The organism is Mesorhizobium huakuii (assembly GCF_030160235.1).
Lineage (GTDB): Bacteria > Pseudomonadota > Alphaproteobacteria > Rhizobiales > Rhizobiaceae > Mesorhizobium > Mesorhizobium huakuii.
In genome coordinates this window covers 21,831-44,497 of the sequence record NZ_BSNY01000010.1, presented here as the reverse complement: position 1 = coordinate 44,497, position 22,667 = coordinate 21,831, and the positions used below count along the sequence as shown (strand labels likewise).

The following is a 22,667-nucleotide window of genomic DNA, read 5'->3' as shown; positions in this document are numbered from 1 at the left end:
GACGCCTCCTCCCAGGCTTTCCGCATCAGCTCAATATCCTTTCATTCGGCGGCCGCGACATGCCGCCGGCTTATGCCGAGCATGAATTCATCGAGTGCCGCGACCTGCTCGCGGCTGAGATGCAGTCCACGCTTGGTGCGGCGCCACAGCACGTCTTCCGCCGTGAGAGCCCATTCGTTTTCAACGAGATAGCGCACCTCGGCCTCATAGAGATCGCCGCCGAAATTACGGCCGAGCTCGGCATTCGACTTGGCAAGACCAAGCAGAACCGGAGCGCGCGTCCCGTAGAGCCGGGTCAGCCGGCGGGCAAGGCGCGCATCGAGGAAAGGATAGGCTGTCTTCAGCTTCGCCACCTGCGCGTCGAAACCGGTCGCCGGAAAATCGCCGCCCGGCAACGGTGCGTCCGATGTCCATGGCTTGCCGCGCTTGCCGAGAAAACCTTCGATCTTCTCCAGCATCGATTCCGACAGCCGGCGGTAGGTGGTGATCTTGCCGCCGAAGGCATTGACGATCGGAGCGGCACCCTCGCCGCCATCGGCCTTCAGCACGTAGTCGCGCGTCGCTTCCTGCGCCTTGGAGGCGCCGTCATCATAGAGCGGGCGCACGGCCGAATAGGTCCAGACGATGTCGGAGCGCTTGACGGGTTGCGCAAAATACTCGCTGGCCGCCGCGCAGAGATAATCGATCTCGGTGTCGCTGATCTTCACATCGTGCGGATCGCCGGGATAATCCCGGTCGGTGGTGCCGATCAGCGTGAACTCGTCCTCGTAGGGAATGGCGAAGATGATGCGGCCATCCTTGTTCTGGAAGAAATAGGCGCGCGGATCGTCGAACTTCTTGGCGATGACGATATGGCTGCCCTGCACCAGGCGGACATTGTGCACATCATTCAGGCCGACGACACCGGAGAGCACGTGATCGACCCAAGGTCCGGCGGCATTGACCAGAAGCCGCGCCTTGACCTCTTCGGTCTCGCCGCTCCGCAGGTTTTCGATCTTGATCGTCCAAAGGCCGTTTTCGCGGTGCGCGCCGACCACCTTCGTGCGGGTCCGGATCGTTGCTCCACGATCGGCGGCATCGCGAGCGTTGAGCGCCACCAGGCGTGCATCGTTGACCCAGCCGTCGGAATACTCGAACGCCTTTTTGAACAACGGCTTCAAAGGCTTGCCGGCCGGATCGCTTGCCATGTCGAGCGTCCTGGTCGCCGGCAGCAATTTGCGCCCGCCAATGTGGTCGTACAGGAACAGGCCGAGCCTGATAAGCCAGGCCGGGCGCAGGCCCTTGGCATAGGGCAGCACGAAGCGCATCGGCCAGATGATGTGCGGCGCGTTCTTCCACAGAACCTCGCGTTCCATCAGCGCCTCGCGCACCAGGCGAAACTCGTAGAATTCGAGATAGCGCAGGCCGCCATGGATCAGCTTGGTCGAACCGGAAGAGGTTCCGCTGGCGAGGTCGTTCATCTCGGCGAGAAAAACCGAAAACCCGCGTCCAACGGCATCGCGGGCTATGCCGCAACCGTTGATACCGCCACCTATGACGAAAATATCCCGGACTGAAGACGTGTCCACTTAACTCCTCCACGATTTCGCATTGCACCATTTTTGGTCTTTTGCGAAACCGTGGCGGAATTATTTCGAACTCATAACGAATGTCAAACGAAATATCACAGCCCTGTGAAATGATCGTGACTGGGTCTCATCCCGGCGACGTTTCGATCAGCTGAACCTCGGCCTCCTGGCAGATCTTGCGCACCGAGGGGATGTCGCAGCGGTCGGTGATGAAGGTGTTGACCTGCGACAGGTGGCCGATGCGCACCGGCGCCGTGCGTTCGAATTTGGTCTGGTCGGAGACCAGAATCACATGCCTGGCATTGGCAATGATCGCCTGCGCCACCTTCACCTCGCGAAAATCGAAGTCCAGCAAGGCGCCATCATGGTCGATGGCCGAGGCGCCGATAACGGCGTAGTCGACCTTGAACTGCCTGATGAAGTCGACCGCCGCTTCACCGACGACGCCGCCATCCGAACCGCGAACCACTCCGCCGGCAATCACCACCTCGATCGAAGGATATATCCGCATCCTGTTGGCAACATTGATATTATTGGTGATGACCATCAGGCCGTTATGGTCGAGCAAAGCTTTGCTGACCGCTTCCGTCGTGGTGCCGATGTTGATGAACAGCGAGGCGTTGTCGGGGATCAGCCTTGCCGCCGCGCGGCCGATCGCTTCCTTCTCGTCCGCGGCGATCTTGCGCCTCGCCTCATATTCCATGTTCTCGATACCGGACGGGAACAGGGCGCCGCCATGGATGCGCGAAAGCAGACGCTGGTCGCAGAGATCGTTGAGATCCTTGCGAATGGTCTGCGGCGTCACGTTGAAATGCGTGGCCAGATCGTCGACCAGCACGCGGCCATGGTCCTTGGCCATCTGGATGATCTCGGCATGGCGTGGTGACAGATACATGGGCGGCCTCCCGTTTTCGTTTTTCTTGTATATAGCTGAAAACGAAAGCAATGAAAAGGCATAAGCCGGCTAATAGAAATCACCTGATTGCAAAGGCAAACTCCAGCGCAATCCCATATTGGCCTGTCAGACCAAGCCGCGCGCGATTCCTTTGATGACGCCAAAAGCCGCATCGACATCGCTTGCGGTCGCCTCGAACTGGCCGACCTGGAAGCGGATTGCCACCTGCCCGTCGACCCTCGTCTGCGTCAGGTAGATGCGGCCATCGTCGTTGATCGCATTGACCAGCCGCAGATTGTGCGCGTCGGCATCGGTGCTTGAGCCCGCTCTGTGCCGGAATGAAAACAGCGACAGCATCGGTTGGCTGACGATCTCGAAATCCGGCTCCTTTGCCAGTCGCGCGGCAAGGCCTTCGCTCCAGGCCACATGGTTGCGGATCATCGCCCGTAGGTTTTCCAGCCCATGAGCCCGCAACAGGAACCACAACTTTAGGGCGCGAAAACGCCGGCCGAGCGGCACCGACCATTCGGAATAGTTGATGATGCCGTCATGACCGTGAGTCCTGAGATAGTCCGGCTTGATGGCCAGCGTCCTGACATGGCTTTCGGGATCGCGCAGGAATTGGATCGAGCAGTCGAACTGTGCGCCCAGCCATTTGTGCGGATTGAAGACGATCGAATCGGCGCCGTCGACACCGGTCCAGAAATGCCGGTACTCCGGGCAGATCATCGCCGATCCGGCCCAGGCCGCATCGACATGAAGGTAGAGCCCATGCCGCCTGGCGACCTCGGCGACCGCCGCAATGTCGTCCGTGCCGCCCGTGCTGGTGCCGCCGACGCAAGCGATGATGCCCGCCGGCAGCAGGCCGGCTTGCAGGTCGGCCGCGATGGCTGCTTCCAGGGCAACGGTGTCCATGGCGCGAAAACGCCCTGAAACCGGAATGCGCACGAGATTGTCCTCGCCGATGCCCGAAACCCAGATCGCCCGGTCGATGGACGTGTGCACCTGATCCGAGGAATAGATGCGCAGCCGCGCCTGCCCGGCCAGCCCCTTCTTGTTGCCTTGCCAGTCCAGCGCCCGCTCGCGCATGGTCAGCACGGCATTGAGTGTCGCCGACGAGGCCGAATCCTGGATTACGCCGGAAAATCCCTCGGGCAGGCCAAGTGCCTGACGCATCCAGTCGACGGTGCGGGTCTCGAGTTCGGTCGCCGCCGGCGAGGTCTGCCAAAGCATGCATTGCGCGGCCATTGCGGAGACGAGATACTCCGCCACCACCGAAACCGGCGCCGCATTGGCTGGGAAATAGGCGAAGAAGCGCGGGTGCTGCCAGTGCGTCATGCCCGGCACGATCTTCTCCTCGAAGTCGGCGAAGATTCTGTCCATCGGTTCGGCGTCTTCGGGCGGCGAGGCTTCAATGCTCCTGAAAATGTCGCCCGGCTCGACCAGCGGCCGCACCGGCCGCTCGCGCAATGAATTGCGATAGTCGGCACCCCAGTCGGCGGCACGCCGCGACCACTGCCGGAACTCATCATTGTTCATCCTGTCCTCCCGACACGAATGCGATGCCGGAACGCTTTGCCCGGCTCTCAAATTCCATCAATAATTAACACGTGAAATAGACGCAAGCGCTGGCGGCTATGGCAAGCGCCCTAAGCGCGTCGCTTGATCGGATTCAAGCGATGCGCTTTAGGTCCTTGTTCTTGTGCATGTCGTTCCCCCAAAACCGGGGCCACTTTTGGGCGACATGCATCATCCCGGAAAATCCGGCAGGCTGGCAAAGGCGCTCTTCAGCGCATTCGACCAGCCATCGGAGATGGTACGGTAATACTGGTCGTCCTGAGCGATCCGCTTCTTCAAGCCGACCTTGAAGGCGTCCTTCTCCAGGAACAGCAGGTCAAGCGGCAGACCGACCGACAGGTTCGACTTGAGTGTCGAATCGAACGACACCAGAAGCAGCTTCACCGTCTCGGCCAGGCTCATCGTGCGCTCATAGGCGCGGATGATGATCGGCTTGCCGTATTTGGTCTCGCCGATCTGGAAGAACGGCGTGTCGTCGGTCGATTCGATGAAATTGCCCTCGGGATAGATCATGAACAGCCGCGGCGGACTGCCCAAGATCTGCCCGCCGAGGATGAAGGAGGCGTTGAAATAGGAATCGGCCTTCTCGCCGGCGGGAGACGATTGCGCGATCACCTCTTTCACCGTGTCGCCCACCAGCCGCACCGTCTGGTACATGGATGGTGTCTCGAGCAGCTTCTCGTGGCGATCGGTCACCGCCTTGGTGCGTTCGTCGAGCAGGCTGACCACGGCCTGCGTCGTCGCCAGATTGCCGGCCGACATCAGGACGATGACGCGCTCACCCGGCTGTTCCCAGACATGCATCTTCTTGAAGGTCGAGATCGAATCCATGCCGGCATTGGTGCGCGTGTCCGACATGAACACGAGCCCGCGATCGATCTTCAGGCCGACGCAATAGGTCATGGAATCTCTTCTGGCACTAATCCTTGCGGGATTACTGCTCTACCGTGACCGTGACCGCAAGCCGTTCTTCCGCCTGTCCCAGTCGAATTCCCGACACCGGCGAGGCATCGCGGTAGTCGCGGCCGATCGCCACCTTCACATAACGTTCGTCAGGAGAAATACCGTTGGCGGGGTCGAAGGCAACCCAGCCGAGACCCGCAACATGCGCTTCGGCCCAGGCATGGCTTGCCGCCTGCTCGACGGCATCCATCATCAGATAGCCGCTGACGTAGCGCGACGGAAATCCCATGGCGCGCGCGGCGGCGGCAAAGATATGGCTGTGGTCCTGGCAAACCCCGGTTTTCAGCGCCAGCGCCTCTTCGGCCGGTGTGGTCGCATTGGTGGTGCCTGGTGTGTAGGCGACGCGCTCGCCGATTATGGCCATCAGCCGGTGCAGCCTTTCGATGTCAGTACCCGTGCCGACCGCTTCGGCCAGCTTCCGGATGCCGCCACCGATGGTGGTCAAGGGCGTTTCCTGCGCGAACAGCCACAGCGGCGCGAAGCCCTGATGCGACCCGCAAACGCCTGATGTATCGCGCGTCACCACCTCGCCAGACGCCTCGACCGTGATGAAATCGTGGTCACCCTCGACACTCAGCAGTCTCGTGTCGTTGCCGTAGTGGTCGGTAAACCGCACTTCCTCACGCGCGCCTTCGACCTTCAGCGCCCAGGACAACACCGTCTGCGTCTGCCCGCTGGCTGGAAGCAAACGCAGCCGCTGCAGCAGATATTGCACCGGCGCATCGTATCGGTATTCGGTCCGGTGGGTGATCTTGAGCCGCATGGAGTCCTCAATAAAACCTGTAGTCCTGCGCGATCTCGTCGCCGAGCCGGGTGTTGTCGCGAATGAACCCGGCAAGGAACTCATGCAGGCCCGCGTCGAATATATCCTTGATCGACCCGGCCCTCAGCATGGCTTGCGTTTTCTCCGCCGTCGCGTGGCAGGCGTGGCGCTCGCCATAGTCGTCGCCGAGGAATTTCAGATGTTCGGACAGAAAGCGATAGCAGAAGGTCAGCGAACGCGGCATGCGGACGTTGAGGATCAGGTAATCGGCGATGTTGGTCGGCTTGTAGTCGGCATCATAGACCCAACGGTAGGAGCGGTGCGCCGACACCGAGCGCAGGATCGATTCCCATTGATAGTTATCGAGCGTCGAACCAACCCAGGAGATCGACGGAAGCAGCACGTAATATTTCACGTCGAGGATTCGCGCCGTGTTGTCGGCGCGCTCGACATAGGTGCCGAGCTGCGAGAAGTCGAAAATCTCGTTGCGCAGCATGGTGCCGTAGAACGAGCCGCGGATCAGCGCCGTCTCGCGCTTGATGGCATCGAGCACGCTTGGCAGGTCGCGCTCGTCGATCGGCCTCGCCAGCATCCGCTTCAGCGACATCCAGGCTTCGTTGATGCTTTCCCAGGTCTCGCGCGTCAGCGCGGTGCGCACCATGCGGGCATTGTTGCGAGCCGTCTCGATCGACGACATCGTGCTCGACGGGTTCGACGTGTCGCGCAAAAGGAAATCGGCCACATCGGCGGCCGTATAGTCCGAATACTTCTGCTTGAAGGCGACGTCGGAACCGGCGCTGAGCAGCACCGAATTCCATTCCTCCGACGCGCTTTGCGTGCGGGTCAGCGCCATGCGCAGCCCGGCATCGACAAGCCGCGCCATGTTTTCGGCCCGCTCGATATAGCGGTTCATCCAGTAGAGCCCGTTGGCGGTGCGGCCGAGAAGCATGGGGAGGCCCTTCGGGGTTAGTGAGCAGGGATTAGTGAGTAGGGATTAGTAAGCGTTTGAATTTCAATCGAATATGGCATTCCCCAGTCCCCTACGCTTTTGCCTACTGCCTACTGCCTACTGCCTAATTCCTACTCACTCGTCTCAATCATCCAACACCCAGGTATCTTTCGTTCCGCCGCCCTGCGATGAGTTCACGACCAGAGAGCCTTCCTTCAACGCCACGCGCGTCAGACCGCCGGGCACGATCTGGATGCGGTCGGAAACCAGTACATAGGGCCTGAGGTCGACGTGCCGTGGCGCCAGCCCCTTTTCGGTCAGGATCGGGCAGGTCGACAGCGCCAGTGTCGGCTGGGCGATATAGTTCGAGGGTTTCGCCGCCAGTTTCTTGGCGAAAGCTTCGCATTCTTTCTTGGTCGCCGCCGGGCCGACCAGCATGCCATAGCCGCCGGAGCCGTGCACTTCCTTGATCACCAGTTCGTGGATGTGTTCGAGCACGTATTTCAGGCTGTCCGGCTCCGAACAGCGCCAGGTCGGGATGTTGCCGAGGATCGCCTTGCGGCCGGTGTAGAATTCGACGATCTCGGGCATATAGGAATAGATCGCCTTGTCGTCGGCGATACCGGTTCCCGGTGCGTTGGCGATGGTGATGTTGCCGGCGCGATAGACATCCATGATGCCGGGTATGCCGAGGGCCGAATCCGGCCGGAAGGTCAGCGGGTCCAGGAAGGAATCGTCGACGCGGCGGTAAAGCACGTCGATCTGCTTGTAACCTTCTGTCGTGCGCATCGCGACATGACCGTCGACGACGCGCAGATCCTGGCCCTCGACCAGTTGCACGCCCATCTGGTCGGCCAGGAAAGCATGCTCGAAATAGGCGGAATTAAAACTGCCGGGCGTCAGCACCGCGATGGTCGGCGCGCCCTTGGTGCTTTGCGGGCGCACCGCCGCCAGCGACTGGCGCAGCAGCTGCGGGTAGTTCTCCACCGGCCGCACCTTGATCTTCTGGAACAGCTCGGGGAACAGCTGCATCATCGTCTCGCGGTTCTCCAGCATGTAGGAGACACCCGACGGGGTGCGCGCATTGTCCTCCAATACGTAGAAGTCGTCCTCGCTGATGCGCACGATATCGACGCCGATAATGTGGGTGTAGACGCCGGCCGGCGGCCGCACCCCGATCATCTCCGGCAGGAACGCTTCGTTCTTGGCGATCAAGTCCCTGGGAACGCGTCCGGCGCGCAGGATCTCCTGGCGATGGTAGATGTCATCGAGGAAGGCATTCAGCGCCTGCACGCGCTGCTCGATGCCTTGCGTCAGGCGCCGCCACTCATTGCCTGAAATGATGCGTGGAACGATGTCGAAGGGGATCAGCCGCTCGGACGCCTCCTGCTCGCCATAGACGGCGAAGGTGATGCCGGTCTTGCGGAAGACGCGTTCGGCGTCCTGCATCTTCTCGGTAAGCCTGGCTGGATCCTGCTCCTTCAGCCAGCGATCATAAGCCGAATACGGTCTTCTCAATCCGGAAACTTCCGGAAGCATTTCATCGAACGCTGCCAATCGCATACTCCCCTGTGAAGCCATTTCACTGGCGTCGCCGAAGAAAATCAAGCGCAATCGGTGATTTGGGAGATGCGGACGATCAGTATGTTGCGGCTGCCTAAAATTGAGGCAGTCGAAATATGACCTTGATCAGGCTTTGCCTCGTGCCCGGGCAAATGCCTTCCCGGCTAGAAGGCGCGGAAGGTGACGACCGTAAACGTGTCCTTGATGCCGGGGAGAATCTGCACCTTCTCGTTGACGAAATGACCGACGTCTTCCTCGTCGTCGACATAGAATTTGGCGAGCAGGTCGTAATTGCCTGCGGTTGAATAGATTTCCGAAGCGATCTCGGCGTCGGCAAGCGCGCTGGCAACCTCGTAGGATTTGCCCAGCTCGCATTTGATCTGCACGAAAAACGCCTTCATGGCTTCGTCCCGCTAAACGTCCAAGTCCAAGCGGCCCTTCTGGCAGACTGGAGGCGGCCTTTCAAGCACTGGAATCCGCACTTAGCCGGCGCAGGCCCTGGCCACGGCCCAGCGCAGCGCCACAACAGGCATGACATTCCGGTGGCGAATATTCGCAATCGGTGAAACCGGGATGCACCGCCAAGCGTATGTTATCGTGCGTCTTCGGACATCATTTTGAGGGACCGTTCCGAGGGACAACGGAGACAAGCCATGCGCCACGCCTTTTTCGCATTCGCAGTCATTCCATTCCTCTTGATATCCTCGGCCTTTGCCGGCGACGCCGAAATCAAGGCAGGCCAGGCCGTCATCGACGGTCAGTTGAAGGCTCTGCTGGCCGATGACGGCGCCAAGGCCTACGGCTTTGCCGCCCCGAACGTGAAGCAGGTCTTCCCGACCGTCGACGCCTTCATGAACATGGTGACCAATGGCTACCCGCCAGTGCGCAAGCCGCAGTCCTATGCCTTCGGCAAGGTCGAGCAGACGGGTCCGGGCTCGATTATCCAGCAGGTGCTGATCGTCGGGCCTGACGGCAAGGATTATGAGGCGGTCTATACGCTGCAGCAGCAGCCCGACGGCACGTTCCAGATCACCGGCTGCAGCCTGCGCGCATCCAACTCGCTGAGCACCTGAGGTCCTACAGGACGGGTATATCGCCCCTCGCCCAGCCCTCTGTGATCTCGGCCCCGCGCGCCTCGAAGCTGCCGGTCTCGATCGCGGCTCGAATGTCCTGCATCAGCTTCTGATAGTAGGACAGGTTATTCCAGGTCAGCAGCATCGCGCCGAGCGCCTCCTGCGAGCGCACCAGATGGTGCAGATAGGCGCGCGAATAATCCCGCGCCGCCGGGCAGTCGCTTTCCTCGTCCAGCGGGCGCGGATCGTCGGCATGGCGGGCGTTGCGCAGATTGACCTTGCCACGTCTTGTGTAGGCCAGGCCGTGCCGGCCGGCCCGTGTCGGCATCACGCAGTCGAACATATCGATGCCGCGCGCCACCGATTTCAGGATATCGTCAGGCGTGCCGACGCCCATGAGATAGCGCGGCTTGTCCGCGGGGAGTTCAGGACATGTGATGTCGAGCATTTCGAGCATCACCGCTTGCGGTTCGCCGACCGCCAGGCCGCCAACCGCATAGCCCTTCAGGTTCATCGCGCTCAGCGCCTGCGCCGAACGCACCCTGAGCGCCGCGTTGTCGCCGCCCTGCACGATGCCGAACATCGCCTTGCCCGGCTGGTCGCCAAACGCCGACTTGCAGCGCTCGGCCCAGCGCAGCGACAGCTCCATGGCGCGCTCGATCTCCTTCAACTCAGCCGGCAGCGCCGTGCATTCGTCGAGCTGCATCTGGATGTCGGAATCGAGCAGACCCTGGATCTCGATCGAGCGCTCCGGCGACATTTCGTAAGGCGCGCCATCGATATGTGAGCGGAAAGTGACACCCTTTTCGGTCAGTTTCCTCAACTTCGACAGCGACATCACCTGGAAACCGCCGCTGTCGGTCAGGATCGGATGCGGCCAGCGGGCGAATTCGTGCAATCCGCCGAGCCGCGCGACACGCTCGGCGCCGGGCCGCAGCATCAGATGATAGGTGTTGCCCAGGATGATGTCGGCGCCGAGGCCGCGCACCTGATCCATGTACATGGTCTTGACGGTGCCGCCGGTGCCGACCGGCATGAACGCGGGCGTGCGGATTTCGCCGCGCGGCATATCGATGACGCCGCGCCGCGCCTTGCCGTCGGTGGCGAGGACCTTGAAGCTGAACGGCTTAGCCATTGAATTCCTTGTCGTGGATCGGCGCGTCAGGCGCCTGTCTGTCGAGCGACTGGCGATATTGGATGCAGCCGCGCATGAATTTGGGCCAGGGCGGCACGGCGATCGATGGCTCGGTCTTTTCCGGCAGCAGATCCCACAAGTCGGGGTGATGCCAGCATAGATCGTGGCCGGACGTGTCGCGATGCGCGCGAATGCCGGCGCGCAGTTTCTTCACCTCGGCGATCAGGGCATCGCGATCAAGGGTTTGCAGGTCATCATCCATCGCTCATCTCCGCTCGATACAGCAGGCTTGCGTCCCCATAGGAGTAGAACCTGTAGCGGTTCGCAATGGCATGCGCATAGGCTGCACGCATCGTGTCGAGGCCGCTGAAGGCTGAAACCAGCATGAACAGCGTCGAGCGCGGCAGATGGAAATTGGTCATCAGCATGTCGGCGGTGCGAAAACGATAGCCGGGCGTGATGAAGATATCGGTCGGGCCCGACCACGCGGGCACCGTCCCGTCTTCGCGCGCCGCACTCTCCAGCAGCCGCAGCGAGGTCGTGCCGACGGCGATGATGCGCCCGCCCCTCGCTTTGGCCGCGTTCAGCGCATCGGCTGTTTCCCGGCTGACCGAGCCGATCTCGGCATGCATCTTGTGGTCGGCGGTGTCGTCCGCCTTGACCGGCAGGAACGTGCCGGCGCCGACATGCAAGGTGACGAAGCGGCGCTCGACCCCTCTGGCATCGAGAGCGGCAAACAGCTCCGGCGTGAAATGCAAACCTGCCGTCGGCGCTGCCACGGCGCCCTCTTCCCTGGCATAGATGGTCTGGTAGTCGGCCCGGTCGCGCTCGTCGTCATCGCGCTTCGAGGCGATGTAAGGTGGCAGCGGAATGTGGCCGACGGCATGCAGCGCCTCGTCGAGGAACGGCCCCGACAGGTCGAAGCCAAGAAGCGCCTCGCCGCCCTCGCCCTTCTCGATCACCGTGGCGTCGAGCTGGCCGAGGAAGCAGGAATTGCCGTCATGGCCGAAATGGATGCGGTCGCCGGCGGCGATGCGCTTGCCTGGCCGCATGAAGGCCAGCCAGCGATCCGGCGCCACGCGCATATGCAGCGTGGCCTCGACCTGCGCCTGCGCCGCGCCGCGCCGCCTTATGCCTTTGAGCTGCGCCGGAATGACCTTGGTATCGTTGAACACCAGCACATCGCCGGTCCTGAGCAGGGATGGCAGGTCGCCGACTGTGCGGTCATCGAGCGCCTCGCCCGGTTTGACCACCAGCATCTTGGCGCTGTCGCGCGGCTCCGCAGGGCGAAGCGCGATGCGCTCCTCCGGCAGGTCGAAGTCGAAGAGATCGACGCGCATCAGTAGAGCCGGACGAGCAGCGCTCCGACCAGCAGCAACACCGCGCCGGCGACGCGGCCGAGCGAGATTTCGCGCACCGCGACACCAAGGAAGCCGATGCGGTCGATGAGCATGCCGGCCAGCAGTTGACCGGCCACCAGGAACGCCATCAGGGCGGCGGCGCCGATGCGCGGCGTCAGGATTGTGGAGAGCGTGACATAGAAGCCCCCGAGCATGCCGCCGGCGACGAACAGCCAGGGTGCCGGTGCCTTCCAGTCGAGCGAAATGCCTTGCAGCCTCACCACCGTGACGGAGATGATGCCGAGCACGATCGCGCCCGACAGGAATGAGAACGCAGCCGCCGCGACCGGGAGACCCAGGCCGCGCGCCAGCTGCGAATTGATCGGTGCCTGAATGGCAATAAAGGCGCCGGACAGGATGCCGAGAAGCGACCAGACGACGCCCATCATTGTCGGCCTTACTTGACGTCGGCCGCGACCTTCAGCGACACGATCTTGTCGGGATCGACCACCGGTTCGCCGCGCTTGATCTTGTCGACATTGTCCATGCCTTCGATGACTTGGCCCCAGACCGTGTACTGGCGGTTTAGGAAGGCGGCATCGTCGAAGCAGATGAAGAACTGCGAATTGGCCGAGTTCGGGTTCTGTGAACGGGCCATCGAGCAGGTGCCGCGACCGTGGTTGGCATTGGAGAACTCAGCCTTCAGGTCCGGCTTGTCCGAGCCGCCCATGCCCGCGCGCGACGGCGCGAAGGTCGGCTTGCTCGAATTGCCGAACTTCACGTCGCCGGTCTGCGCCATGAAGCCGTCGATGACGCGGTGGAAAACCACGCCGTCATAGGCGCCTTCCCTGGCCAGTTCCTTGATGCGGGCGACATGGCCGGGGGCCAGATCGGGGAAAAGTTCGATGACGACCTTGCCCTTGGTCGTTTCCATGATGAGCGCGTTCTCGCGGTCCTTGATTTCGGCCATGTCAGATATCCTTTTGAGAAAACAGTATTACTTGTCGGCGGCGATGCGCACCTTGATCATCCGGTCGGGGTCGGAAACCGTGCCGTTGTCCGCCTCGTCACCCTTCTTGATGTGGTCCACCAGTTCCATGCCGCTGACGACATTGCCGACGATGGTGTACTGGCCGTCGAGCGGCGGCGCCGGCGCGAACATGATGAAGAACTGCGAATTGGCGGAGTTCGGATCCTGCGAGCGGGCCATGCCGACCACGCCGCGCTTATAGTGCTCGGTCTGCGAGAATTCGGCCGGCAGGTCCGGCAGGTCCGAACCGCCGGTGCCGACGGCCTGGGCGTTGAAACCCTTCTTCATGTTGCCGAACTTGACGTCGCCGGTCTGCGCCATGAAACCGTCGATGACGCGGTGGAAGGCGACATTGTCATACGCATGGTCACGCACGAGCTTCTTGATCTGCGCGACATGCTTGGGCGCCAGATCTGGCCGCAGAGCGATGGTGACGTCACCGTCCTTCAGCGTGATGATCATGGTGTTTTCCGGGTCGGCGGCATAGGCCGAGACCGAGGCGGTCACGAGACCGGCAAGCACGACGAGGAACGAGGCAAGCTTTTTCAGCTGCATGGATAGTTCTCCGAAATTTCTATTTCGCGAATTTGGCGGTGAGCGCGCCGGCGACAGCGGCCGGCACGAAGGGGCGGATGTCGCCGCCCATCGAGGCTATCTGGCGCACAAGTGTGGCGGTAATGGTGCGCACGGACGGGCTGGCTGGCAGAAAAACCGTCTGCAGCTCGGGCGCCATGGTTTCGTTCATGCCGGCCATCTGCATTTCGTAATCGAGATCGGTGCCGTCGCGCAGGCCGCGGATCATGATCGAGGCGCCCTGTTTCCTGGCCGCGTCGATCACCAGCCCGTCGAAGGCAACAACCTTTATGCGAGCGCCATCGCGGCCGAATTCGGCCTTCGTGGCGGCTTCGATGAGTTGCACCCGCTCCTCGAAGGAAAACAACGGCTTTTTGCCCGGATGAATGCCGATTGCGGCATAGACGATATCGGCCACGGCCAGCGACGCCTTCAGCACATCGAGATGGCCGTTGGTCAGCGGGTCGAAGGAGCCAGCGTAAAGGGCGGTGCGTTCAGTCATGGGAGGTGCTTCTAGCGAGCCTCTCTCGCAAAGGCAAATCCGATCGGCGCGAAGGCCGTGAACCTTTTCAGGCACATGAACGACAGATGAACACGCTGATCACGAAGCCTTCACGCAGCGTTCACTAGGTTGCACCTTAATAAGATGAAACCAAAATCCCATCTATCCGTTGTAAGGCGCAGGAGAACACGCACATGCTGATCTACATGCTCGCCACCGCAATGACAGTCGCCATGCTGATCGCCACCGTATTCGGGCTGCATCAGGAGGCACAACGCATCCGCGTCAAGGCAACCACCAAGCGCTTCGAAGGCTTCGGCCCGCGCAAGCCGTATCGTCACTACTGAGTCAGTCCAGAACTAAGTCAGTCCAGACTTGCTGCCACGCCGGCCAACGGGCCGGCGTTGTCATGTCTGGACTTATTCAGCGCTTTCCGGACCGGTATCAGTCTCGGGAGCAGACTCCGTACCGCCCTCGATGGTCTCTTCGCTTTCCTCGTCCGCCTGCGGCTCCGAGATGCGCTCGACCGAAACCACCTTCTCGCCTTCAGCCGTGTTGAAGATGGTCACGCCCTTGGTGGCGCGGCTGGCGAAACGGATGCCGTTGACCGGCACCCGGATGACCGTGCCGCCATCCGACACCAGCATGATCTGGTCGTCATTGCCGACCGGGAAGGTCGCCACCAGCCGGCCGATCTCCGCCACTTTCGACACATCGGTAGCGCGGATGCCCTTGCCGCCGCGGCCGGTCAGGCGGAAATCGTAGGACGACGAGCGCTTGCCATAGCCATATTCGGTCACAGTCAGCACATACTGCTCATGCGCCTTGAGGAACTCGTAGCGCTCGTCGGAAAGCTCCGCCTCCTCGCCGACCTCTTCATTGGTGAGCGCGATCTCTTCCTCCTCACCGGCCGCGATGCCGGCGGCGGCCCGCCGTTCGGCCGCGGCCCGCTTGAGATAGGCGGCGCGTTCGGCCGGCGGCGCATCGACATGCTCGATCACCGACATGGAGATGATGCGGTCGGTCTCGGCCATGGTGATGCCGCGTACGCCGACGGAGTTGCGGCTCTGGAAGACGCGCACGTCACCGACCGAGAAGCGGATGCATTGGCCGGAGCTGGCGGTCAGAAGCACATCGTCATTGTCGGTGCAGGTCTCGACGCCGAGGATTTCGTCGCCTTCCTCCTCCAGCTTCATGGCGATCTTGCCATTGCGGTTGACCTGGACGAAGTCGGACAGCTTGTTGCGGCGCACGGTGCCGCGCGTGGTGGCGAACATCACGTCGAGCTCGCCCCAGCTGGTCTCGTCCTCGGGCAGCGGCATGATGGTGGTGATGCGTTCGCCCTGCTCGAGCGGCAGCATGTTGATCAGCGCCTTGCCGCGTGACTGCGGATTGCCGATCGGCAGCCGCCACACCTTCTCCTTGTAGACGATGCCGCGCGAGGAGAAAAACAGCACTGGCGTATGCGTGTTTGCCACGAACAGCCGGGTGACAAAATCCTCTTCCTTGGTCGACATGCCGGAGCGGCCCTTGCCGCCACGGCGCTGCGCCCGGTAGAGCGAAAGCGGCACGCGCTTGATGTAGCCGGAATGGCTCACCGTCACGACCATGTCCTCGCGCTGGATCAGGTCCTCGTCTTCCATGTCCGCGCCGCCGTCGGTGAGCTCGGTGCGGCGTGGCGTGCCGAACTCGTCGCGCACGGCGGCAAGCTCGTCCTTGACGATCTGCTGGACACGCGCCCGTGACGACAGAATATCCAGATAATCAACGATTTCGGCGCCGATCGTGTTCAACTCGTCGGCGATTTCGTCACGGCCGAGCGCGGTCAGGCGCTGCAGGCGCAATTCGAGGATGGCGCGCGCCTGTTCCTCGGACAGATTGTAGGTGCCGTCCTCATTGATGCGGTGGCGCGGATCGTCGATCAAAAGGATCAGCGATTCGACGTCACCCGCCGGCCAGCGCCGCTCCATCAACTGCTCGCGTGCCGTCTGCGGATCCGGCGCGGTGCGGATCAGCTTGATGACCTCGTCGATATTGGCGACGGCGATGGCAAGACCGACCAGCACATGAGCGCGGTCGCGCGCCTTGCGCAGCAGGAATTTCGTCCGCCTTGTGATGACCTCTTCGCGGAAGGAGACGAACGCCTTCAGCATGTCGGTCAGGGTCAGCAGTTCCGGCTTGCCGCCATTCAGCGCCACCATATTGGCGCCGAAAGAGGTCTGCAGCGGCGTGAAGCGGTAAAGCTGATTGAGGATGACGTCGGCGACGGCGTCGCGCTTCAGCTCGATAACGACGCGGTAGCCCTGGCGGTCGCTTTCGTCGCGGATGTCGGAAATGCCCTCGATGCGCTTGTCGCGCACCAGCTCGGCCATCTTCTCGATCATCGAGGCCTTGTTCACCTGGTAGGGAACCTCGGTGATGATGATCGATTCACGGTCATTACCGCGCTGTTCGATGTTGACCTTGCCGCGCATGACGATCGAGCCACGACCGGTCGAATAGGCGCTGTAGATGCCGGAACGGCCAAGCACGATGCCACCGGTCGGGAAGTCGGGGCCTGGAATGATCTCCATCAGCGCCGGCAGGTCGATCGCCGGATTGTCGATGATGGCGATGGCGCCGTTGCAGACTTCGCCCAGATTGTGCGGCGGGATGTTGGTGGCCATGCCGACGGCGATACCGCCGGAGCCATTGACCAGCAGATTGGGAAAGCGCGCCGGCAGAACCTTCGGTTCGGTATCCGAGGCATCATAAGTGTCCTGGAAATCGACAGTGTCCTTGTCGATATCCTCCAGAAGCTCATGCGCTACCTTGGTCAGCCGCGATTCGGTGTAGCGCATCGCCGCCGGCGGATCGCCGTCGATCGAGCCGAAATTGCCCTGCCCGTCAATCAGCGGCACGCGCAGCGACCAGTCCTGCGCCATGCGCACCAAGGCGTCGTAGATCGAGGCGTCGCCATGCGGATGGTATTTACCCATCACGTCGGCGACCGGGCGGGCCGACTTCACATATTTGCGGTTCCAGTGGTAGCCGCTCTCATGCGCAGCATAGAGAATGCGGCGATGCACGGGCTTCAGGCCATCGCGCACATCGGGCAGCGCTCGGCTGACGATCACGCTCATGGCGTAAGAAAGATAGGAGCTCTGCATCTCCTCGATAATGGAGATCGGCTCGATGCCGGTGGGGCCGCCGTCGGCGCCGCGCGGTGTCTTTTGGTCGGTCAAATCGGATCACAATCTAATCAGGAATCACTGACCGCTTATATAGGAAGCAAGGCCGAAACTCCAATGTTCGCGGCACTTTTCCAGTGTCATTTTTGATGGTAATTTCAAAAGGATACCGCTCATTGCGACGATATGGCCACGACGCTTTTCGCCGCCACAAGGCAAAAGCCGGCAATGGACCAACTTTCCCACGCGAAAGCCGCAAGCGCCATGAATTGGCGCCGGTGGCTGCCTTTGCAGGCGCTGAGCGGCTGGCAGTTCCGGGATCTCAACGGTGATCTGATCGCCGGCCTGACATTGGCCGCGATCGCCATCCCCGAGCAGATGGCAACGGCCAGGCTCGGCGGCTTTGCCCCCGAAGTCGGTTTTTTTGCTTTTGTCGCCGGTTCGGTGGCGTTTGCCCTGTTTGGCGCCAATCGTCACCTCTCGGTTGGCGCGGATTCGACCATCACGCCGCTGTTCGCCGGCAGCCTGGCGCTGCTCGCCACATCCGGCTCGCCGCATTATCTGGCGCTGGCGGCAATGTTGGCACTCATGGTCGGGCTGGTCGTGACGCTCAGCGGCATCCTTCGCCTCGGCTGGATCGCGGATCTCCTGTCGGTGCCGGTCACAACGGGGTTTCTGGCCGGCATTGCCGTCCATATCATCGTTTCGCAGATGCCGGGACTGCTCGGCCTGCCTGCCGAGAGTGGAGAAACCTTGCGGCGTGTCGGCGAGATCGCCGGCAATCTCCATCTCACCAATCCCTGGAACTTCGGGCTCGGCCTCGGCGTGTTCGCGATCGTGTTCTGTTCGGAACGGATCAGTGCCCGCATCCCCGGAGCCTTGATCGGCATGGTGCTTGCCACGCTTGCGGTCGTCGTCTTCGACCTCAGGGATCACGGCGTCGAGGTGCTTGGGGCACTGCCAAACGGCCTGCCGGGCGCCTATTTGCCGGAGGCGGGCCTCAATGACGTGCAGGCACTCGTTCCGCTGGCGTTGCTGATCGCCGTTATCGTCATGGTACAGACGGCCGCCACTTCGCGTTCTTTCGCTTCGCAACAGGACGACGCACCCGACGTCAACCGCGATTTCGTCGGCGTCGGCGCCGGCAGCATCGCGTCGGGGCTGTTCGGCGCCTTTGCCGTCAATGCCAGCCCGCCGCGGACAGCCATCGTCTCCCAGTCGGGTGGCCGCTCGCAACTGTCCGGCCTCATCGCCGCGGCCATTGTGCTGGCGCTCGGCGCCTTTGGCGGCGGCCTGCTCACCAATGTTCCGCAGGCCGCCTTGGCCGGCGTCCTGATGTTCGTTGCCCAGCACATATTGCGCTGGAAGGTGTTCGCCGGCGTCTACCGGCAGGCGCCCGTCGAATTCCTGTTGATCCTTGCCACCATGGCAGCGATCGTGGTGTTGCCGATCGCAACCGGCGTGGCGGTGGGCATCGGCCTGTCGCTGCTGCATGGCATATGGAGCGCGACGCGGACGGAACCGATCGAGCTCGAACAGGTGCCAGGCACGTCCGTCTGGTGGCCTCCGGCCAAGCCCAGCGCTGGCGAACAACTCCCGGGCGTGTTGGTCGCGGCCTTCCAGGCGCCATTGTCCTTCGTCAATGCCGACCGTTTCAAGCGCGGCGTTTGCGGCCTTGTCGATGCCAGGGACGAAGCCGTGAAACTGGTCGTGCTGGAGGCCAGCAACATCGTCGAGATCGACTACACCGCCGCGCAGGCCCTGATCGACACCATCCTTCATTGCCGCAAGGCGGGCGCGGTCTTTGCCATAGCGCGGCTGGAATCGCTGCGCGCCCAGGCGGCGCTGGCGCGGTTCGGCATTGCTGAAATGGTCGGCCCGCAGCGCATATTCCACAGCGTCGACGCGGCGATCAAATCACTTGGTCCGGGCAAACAGCAGCAGCAAGAACAGGATGGAGTGCCATGATCGACCCGCGAGAACCCATAGTCACGCCGGTTCCCGTCGAGGACCTTCGGCCGACGCAGATAACGGTCGGCATGAGAGAAGTTGCGTTGAAGCGCCAGATGATCCGGGAACAGGACGCCAGGAAGAAGACCGGCGCTTTTCTCGGCAAACACATGGTGCCGGTCGTATTAGGCCCCAAGAATCGCAACTACGTCACCGATCACCATCATCTCGCTCGCGCCCTGCTCGAGGAAGGCGTCAAGGACGTGCTGGTGACCGTGATCAGCGACCTGTCCGCGCTCGACAAGGACGCGTTTCTTTTCGTGCTCGACAACAGAGGCTGGATGCATCCATTCGATGAGAACGGCCGGCGCCGCGATTATTCGGCAATTCCGAAGACAATCGGCGAGCTGATCGATGATCCCTACCGGAGCATGGCGGGCGAGCTGCGCCGGATGGGCGGCTTTGCCAAGGACACCACACCGTTCAGCGAATTCATCTGGGCGGATTTTCTGCGCCGGCGCATCGACCGCAATGCGATTGCGAAGAACTTCGACAAGGCGATGAAAGAGGCACTCAGCCTGGCCAGGGGCAAGGACGCGGACTATCTGCCGGGCTGGTGCGGCCCGACCTCCGACTAAGCCTGCCTCGGCCGAGGCGAGTGCACGGCGGCACCGCCTGACCGACGATAATCGCCTGGCGTTTCACCCATGACGTGCCGGAACCGGCGGTTGAACGTCGACAGGTCATTGAAGCCGACGTCGAAGGCGATCGCCGAGATCGCGTCGGCGGACAGTCGCAGCCGCAATGCCGCACGGTGCAAGCGGGTCTTGAGCAGGAACTGGTAGGGCGTCATGCCGGCGACCTGCCGGAAAATACGCAGGAAATGATAGGGGCTGGTTGCCGTCTCATCCGCCAGTGCCGAAAGCGAAACCGGCCCGTCGGCATCCAGTTCGATGCGCCGCACGGCTTCGGCCACCCGTTTCTGATCACGACGGCTTGGTCCGCGCCTGGCGGACGTGGCGCCGGAAATCGTGGCCACGGCCGCGGCGGCAATGCGCACACCGAGTTCCTCGAAGGCCTCGCTGTCGACCGTCTCCCGCGCGACCTCCGCCTCGGCCAGCAAAGGCGCCAAGGCCGGAAAGGGCGGCAGGCGCGGCGCTTCGAAGACAAGCCTCCTGACGCCCGGCACGCCGGCGACGATCCGTTCCATATAGGCGGGCTCGAAATGGAACGATAGACAGCGGTCGCCGCTGCCGTGCTCGTGCCCGCATTCATAGCACGTGCCGGAATTGCCGAGCAGCAGCGCGCCGGGCGCCAGCATGGCCGTTCCCTGCCGTGCGCGGTAGCGGAACGTGCCGCAGGTGACGGCCGCAACGCAGAAATCCCGATGGGCTTCCTCGAACGGCCGGTCGTTCACCCCGGCCGTGCAGATCACATCCGCCACATGCCAGCCGGGTCCGGATGCGAGAGTGCGGGTCGTCGCTGTCATGGCCGAAATATAGCAATTTTTCCCAAGCCCAGAACCCCGTCAGCGCCTACCGCTCCCGGTCTCCTGACAGAAAGAGACCGCAGTCATGTTCGACCCCTTTGCCGAAGCCCTGCACAGTCCCGGACCCATCGGCGGACTTGCCGGAAAACTGAACCTTTACGGCCGTTTCGTCGGCGCCTGGACGTTCGATGCCTCGCGTCATCTCGAGGATGGCACCGTGCTGACCGGACGCGGCGAGGTGCATTTCGGCTGGGTGCTCGAGGGCCGCGCCATCCAGGACGTCTGGATCCTGCCCGCGCGGAACACCGGTTCCCAGCCTTCCCTGGGCAAATGGACGTTCTATGGCACGACGCTGCGGGTCTATGATCCCGGCGCGGACGCCTGGCACATTTTCTGGAGCGATCCGCGCAATCAGTATTTCAGCCGCCAACTCGGCCGGGCAGAGGGCGACACGATCGTTCAGGTCGGCGCTGACGGCACCGGTTCCTCGGTGCGCTGGAGTTTTTCGCGGATCACCGAAAACTCCTTCCGATGGCTCGGCGAGCGCTCGCACGACGGCGCGGACTGGCACCTCGAAGTCGAGTTCCTGGCGCGGCGCATTGCAACAGAGTGACGCGGCAACCTCTTGTAGCACCGGAGAAAACCATGTTCGACATGGCGCCTAGTGCGTGGCACTGCGGGTGAACGAGGCACCGCGGCCGGTGCCGGCGGACGAAAAAGCCGGCTGCCCTCAAAAGCCCGGCACGGAGGGCGGCACATAGTTGCCGAGGCAAGGCCGCGCAGTCGAGGAATATCCTTTCCGGGCAGAGGATCGATCCTCCGCTGAGATGGAAGTGGATGCGGCAGCGCGCGGCGCCATTTCCTGACCATACACACGACAAGCCCCTTCCGCCGACCTGCGCCGGCCCAATTGTGAAAAAGAAACTGCCGAGCCGATGCGCGTATTGAACCGGCGACAGGCGAGGATATAGGGTCGCCCCAAGGCAGGGTTTTTCTAATGGCTAAGAACGCCGAGATTGAAATTCTACGCGCAATCTCCATCCTCATGGTGATTGCCGCGCACATTCCCTTCATACTGCCTTGGGAATCGGCGTATTGGTGGCCTATATTCAAGGTTGCTCATTTTTGGGCGGGCGTGGATATCTTCTTCGCGATATCGGGATTTGTGGTCACTGCCACGCTACTCCGCCATATCCGGTCTGAAACGCCCCTCATAGCGTTGAAGTCGTTTTGGATCCGGCGCTTCTTTCGTCTTGCCCCGCTTTCCTGGGCGACTTTGGCTCTTTCGATAGTGTTGGCCGCTACCTGGAACGGGTTCGGCTTTTTTGGCAGCCCGCAGAACAATTTCTACGACGCTGTGGCCGTTGTGATCTACGGCCAGAATTGGCACTTTTTCCTATGCACGTCTGCCGGCTGGACAACATGCGGTATCAACCGGCATTTTTGGTCCCTGTCCTTGGAAGAACAGTTCTATATCGCCCTTCCGCTGGTGTTCATCTTCTCGCGTCGATGGCTTGCAGCGGTCTGCGCTCTCCTGATCGTCATCCAGTTTCCGCTTTACCGACCCAACACCTCATGGCTCTGGATCACGCGGACTGATGCCATCTCATGGGGCGTCCTGCTCGCCCTGTTTTCGCAGCATGCCGACTATTGGCGACTGGCTCCGACAATCTTTCGCTACCGCCACATCGGTCTTCTTTTCGTGGCGCTCGTCATCACCGCCATTTGCTTCCTGTCGGGCGGACTGATCGTTTCGTTCTTCGTCGGGTTGATAGCTCTGCTGGCTGGCCTTCTGGTCTGGATCGCCTCTTATGATCGAGGCTACCTGTTCCGGAACGCAGAAAACCAACGTCTTCTGCTTTGGATCGGCAAGCGCTCCTACGCCATCTACCTTTTCCACTCCATAGCCTTCAGGCTGGTCAAAGAGGGCTGCGCCCGCTACGCCGGCAGTGCGGACGCCATCCAGAACTCGGCGCATTCCGTCGTTATCCTGGCGGGTGGGCTTGTCCTCACTGCCGCCATCGCCGAGATTTCGTGCCGCCTCATCGAAGCGCCGTTCCAGACAAAGGGGCGAGCCATGGCGCAGCGGATAGTTGCGCCAACGACTGTAGCCGTCCCGACTTAAT

General features: G+C 62.0%; 23 protein-coding genes. 6 read left to right on the top strand and 17 right to left on the bottom strand.

All coding sequences use genetic code 11. The annotated features are described in order from the left end of the window. Nucleotides 1-41 precede the first annotated feature (41 nt). The 8 genes from glpD to QQK95_RS03430 form a co-directional block, all read right to left on the bottom strand. Nucleotides 42-1,568, bottom strand: coding sequence for a glycerol-3-phosphate dehydrogenase (gene glpD, locus QQK95_RS03465; RefSeq protein WP_284268971.1), 1,527 nt, complete (start codon nucleotides 1,566-1,568; stop codon nucleotides 42-44). Between the two features lie 127 nt (nucleotides 1,569-1,695). Continuing rightward, a complete protein-coding gene (locus tag QQK95_RS03460) occupies nucleotides 1,696-2,463 on the bottom strand; it encodes a DeoR/GlpR family DNA-binding transcription regulator (protein ID WP_284268970.1) in 768 nt (255 codons plus the stop codon). 126 nt (nucleotides 2,464-2,589) lie between these two features. Next, nucleotides 2,590-4,002 (bottom strand): pyridoxal phosphate-dependent decarboxylase family protein, encoded by a 1,413-nt coding sequence (locus QQK95_RS03455; protein WP_284268969.1) that lies wholly within the window; start codon nucleotides 4,000-4,002, stop codon nucleotides 2,590-2,592. A gap of 210 nt (nucleotides 4,003-4,212) precedes the next feature. Continuing rightward, on the bottom strand, nucleotides 4,213-4,944 hold the full coding sequence (locus tag QQK95_RS03450) for a peptidase (protein ID WP_010909605.1): 732 nt from the start codon (nucleotides 4,942-4,944) through the stop codon (nucleotides 4,213-4,215). Nucleotides 4,945-4,975: 31 nt separating this feature from the next. Continuing rightward, the gene (locus QQK95_RS03445) at nucleotides 4,976-5,767 is read right to left on the bottom strand and encodes a transglutaminase family protein (RefSeq protein ID WP_284268967.1); all 792 of its coding nucleotides are present in this window, start codon (nucleotides 5,765-5,767) and stop codon (nucleotides 4,976-4,978) included. 7 nt (nucleotides 5,768-5,774) lie between these two features. Then, nucleotides 5,775-6,716, bottom strand: coding sequence for an alpha-E domain-containing protein (locus QQK95_RS03440; RefSeq protein WP_038646939.1), 942 nt, complete (start codon nucleotides 6,714-6,716; stop codon nucleotides 5,775-5,777). A 144-nt stretch (nucleotides 6,717-6,860) separates the two neighbouring features. Next, nucleotides 6,861-8,273 (bottom strand): circularly permuted type 2 ATP-grasp protein, encoded by a 1,413-nt coding sequence (locus QQK95_RS03435; protein ID WP_284268964.1) that lies wholly within the window; start codon nucleotides 8,271-8,273, stop codon nucleotides 6,861-6,863. Between the two features lie 170 nt (nucleotides 8,274-8,443). Continuing rightward, complete coding sequence (locus tag QQK95_RS03430; protein ID WP_010909609.1) at nucleotides 8,444-8,680, bottom strand: Lrp/AsnC family transcriptional regulator; 237 nt, start codon at nucleotides 8,678-8,680, stop codon at nucleotides 8,444-8,446. 252 nt (nucleotides 8,681-8,932) lie between these two features. On the opposite strand from QQK95_RS03430, the gene QQK95_RS03425 reads away from it, so the two are divergent. Continuing rightward, nucleotides 8,933-9,352, top strand: coding sequence for a DUF4864 domain-containing protein (locus tag QQK95_RS03425; protein WP_284268909.1), 420 nt, complete (start codon nucleotides 8,933-8,935; stop codon nucleotides 9,350-9,352). A 4-nt stretch (nucleotides 9,353-9,356) separates the two neighbouring features. On the opposite strand, the gene tgt is transcribed toward QQK95_RS03425, so the two are convergent. The 7 genes from tgt to coaD all read right to left on the bottom strand — a co-directional run bounded on the left by tgt (nucleotide 9,357) and on the right by coaD (nucleotide 13,932). Beyond that, on the bottom strand, nucleotides 9,357-10,487 hold the full coding sequence (tgt, locus tag QQK95_RS03420) for a tRNA guanosine(34) transglycosylase Tgt (protein WP_284268907.1): 1,131 nt from the start codon (nucleotides 10,485-10,487) through the stop codon (nucleotides 9,357-9,359). Continuing rightward, nucleotides 10,480-10,749 (bottom strand): hypothetical protein, encoded by a 270-nt coding sequence (locus QQK95_RS03415; RefSeq protein ID WP_010909612.1) that lies wholly within the window; start codon nucleotides 10,747-10,749, stop codon nucleotides 10,480-10,482. The genes tgt and QQK95_RS03415 overlap by 8 nt, the downstream gene beginning before the upstream one ends. Beyond that, nucleotides 10,742-11,827, bottom strand: coding sequence for a tRNA preQ1(34) S-adenosylmethionine ribosyltransferase-isomerase QueA (gene queA, locus QQK95_RS03410; protein ID WP_284268904.1), 1,086 nt, complete (start codon nucleotides 11,825-11,827; stop codon nucleotides 10,742-10,744). Before queA ends, QQK95_RS03415 begins: the two co-directional genes overlap by 8 nt. After that, nucleotides 11,827-12,276, bottom strand: a complete 450-nt coding sequence (locus tag QQK95_RS03405) for a DMT family transporter (RefSeq protein WP_284268902.1) — start codon at nucleotides 12,274-12,276, stop codon at nucleotides 11,827-11,829. Before QQK95_RS03405 ends, queA begins: the two co-directional genes overlap by 1 nt. A gap of 8 nt (nucleotides 12,277-12,284) precedes the next feature. Further along, a complete protein-coding gene (locus QQK95_RS03400) occupies nucleotides 12,285-12,797 on the bottom strand; it encodes a peptidylprolyl isomerase (protein WP_010909615.1) in 513 nt (170 codons plus the stop codon). A gap of 27 nt (nucleotides 12,798-12,824) precedes the next feature. Next, on the bottom strand, nucleotides 12,825-13,319 hold the full coding sequence (locus tag QQK95_RS03395) for a peptidylprolyl isomerase (protein ID WP_284269401.1): 495 nt from the start codon (nucleotides 13,317-13,319) through the stop codon (nucleotides 12,825-12,827). A gap of 112 nt (nucleotides 13,320-13,431) precedes the next feature. Then, nucleotides 13,432-13,932 carry a pantetheine-phosphate adenylyltransferase gene (gene coaD / locus QQK95_RS03390; protein WP_027044617.1) on the bottom strand — a complete coding sequence of 167 codons (501 nt, stop codon included), beginning with the start codon at nucleotides 13,930-13,932 and terminating at the stop codon, nucleotides 13,432-13,434. Nucleotides 13,933-14,126: 194 nt separating this feature from the next. Between coaD and QQK95_RS03385 the strand changes: the two genes are divergently transcribed. Next, nucleotides 14,127-14,279, top strand: a complete 153-nt coding sequence (locus QQK95_RS03385; RefSeq protein WP_019858284.1) for a hypothetical protein — start codon at nucleotides 14,127-14,129, stop codon at nucleotides 14,277-14,279. A 72-nt stretch (nucleotides 14,280-14,351) separates the two neighbouring features. On the opposite strand, the gene gyrA is transcribed toward QQK95_RS03385, so the two are convergent. Further along, the gene (gene gyrA / locus QQK95_RS03380) at nucleotides 14,352-17,156 is read right to left on the bottom strand and encodes a DNA gyrase subunit A (RefSeq protein ID WP_284268896.1); all 2,805 of its coding nucleotides are present in this window, start codon (nucleotides 17,154-17,156) and stop codon (nucleotides 14,352-14,354) included. A 174-nt stretch (nucleotides 17,157-17,330) separates the two neighbouring features. Between gyrA and QQK95_RS03375 the strand changes: the two genes are divergently transcribed. Beyond that, nucleotides 17,331-19,070 (top strand): SulP family inorganic anion transporter, encoded by a 1,740-nt coding sequence (locus QQK95_RS03375; RefSeq protein WP_284268894.1) that lies wholly within the window; start codon nucleotides 17,331-17,333, stop codon nucleotides 19,068-19,070. Further along, nucleotides 19,067-19,690, top strand: coding sequence for a ParB-like protein (locus QQK95_RS03370; protein ID WP_284268892.1), 624 nt, complete (start codon nucleotides 19,067-19,069; stop codon nucleotides 19,688-19,690). Before QQK95_RS03375 ends, QQK95_RS03370 begins: the two co-directional genes overlap by 4 nt. On the opposite strand, the gene QQK95_RS03365 is transcribed toward QQK95_RS03370, so the two are convergent. Further along, nucleotides 19,687-20,541: a helix-turn-helix transcriptional regulator gene (locus QQK95_RS03365; RefSeq protein ID WP_284268890.1), complete on the bottom strand. Its 855-nt coding sequence runs from the start codon at nucleotides 20,539-20,541 to the stop codon at nucleotides 19,687-19,689. The two genes, QQK95_RS03370 and QQK95_RS03365, sit on opposite strands and share 4 nt — an antisense overlap. 85 nt (nucleotides 20,542-20,626) lie before the next feature. On the opposite strand from QQK95_RS03365, the gene QQK95_RS03360 reads away from it, so the two are divergent. Both QQK95_RS03360 and QQK95_RS03355 read left to right on the top strand, forming a co-directional pair. Then, nucleotides 20,627-21,154, top strand: coding sequence for a hypothetical protein (locus QQK95_RS03360; RefSeq protein WP_284268888.1), 528 nt, complete (start codon nucleotides 20,627-20,629; stop codon nucleotides 21,152-21,154). A 384-nt stretch (nucleotides 21,155-21,538) separates the two neighbouring features. Further along, nucleotides 21,539-22,666: an acyltransferase family protein gene (locus QQK95_RS03355; protein WP_284268886.1), complete on the top strand. Its 1,128-nt coding sequence runs from the start codon at nucleotides 21,539-21,541 to the stop codon at nucleotides 22,664-22,666. Nucleotide 22,667 lies beyond the last annotated feature (1 nt).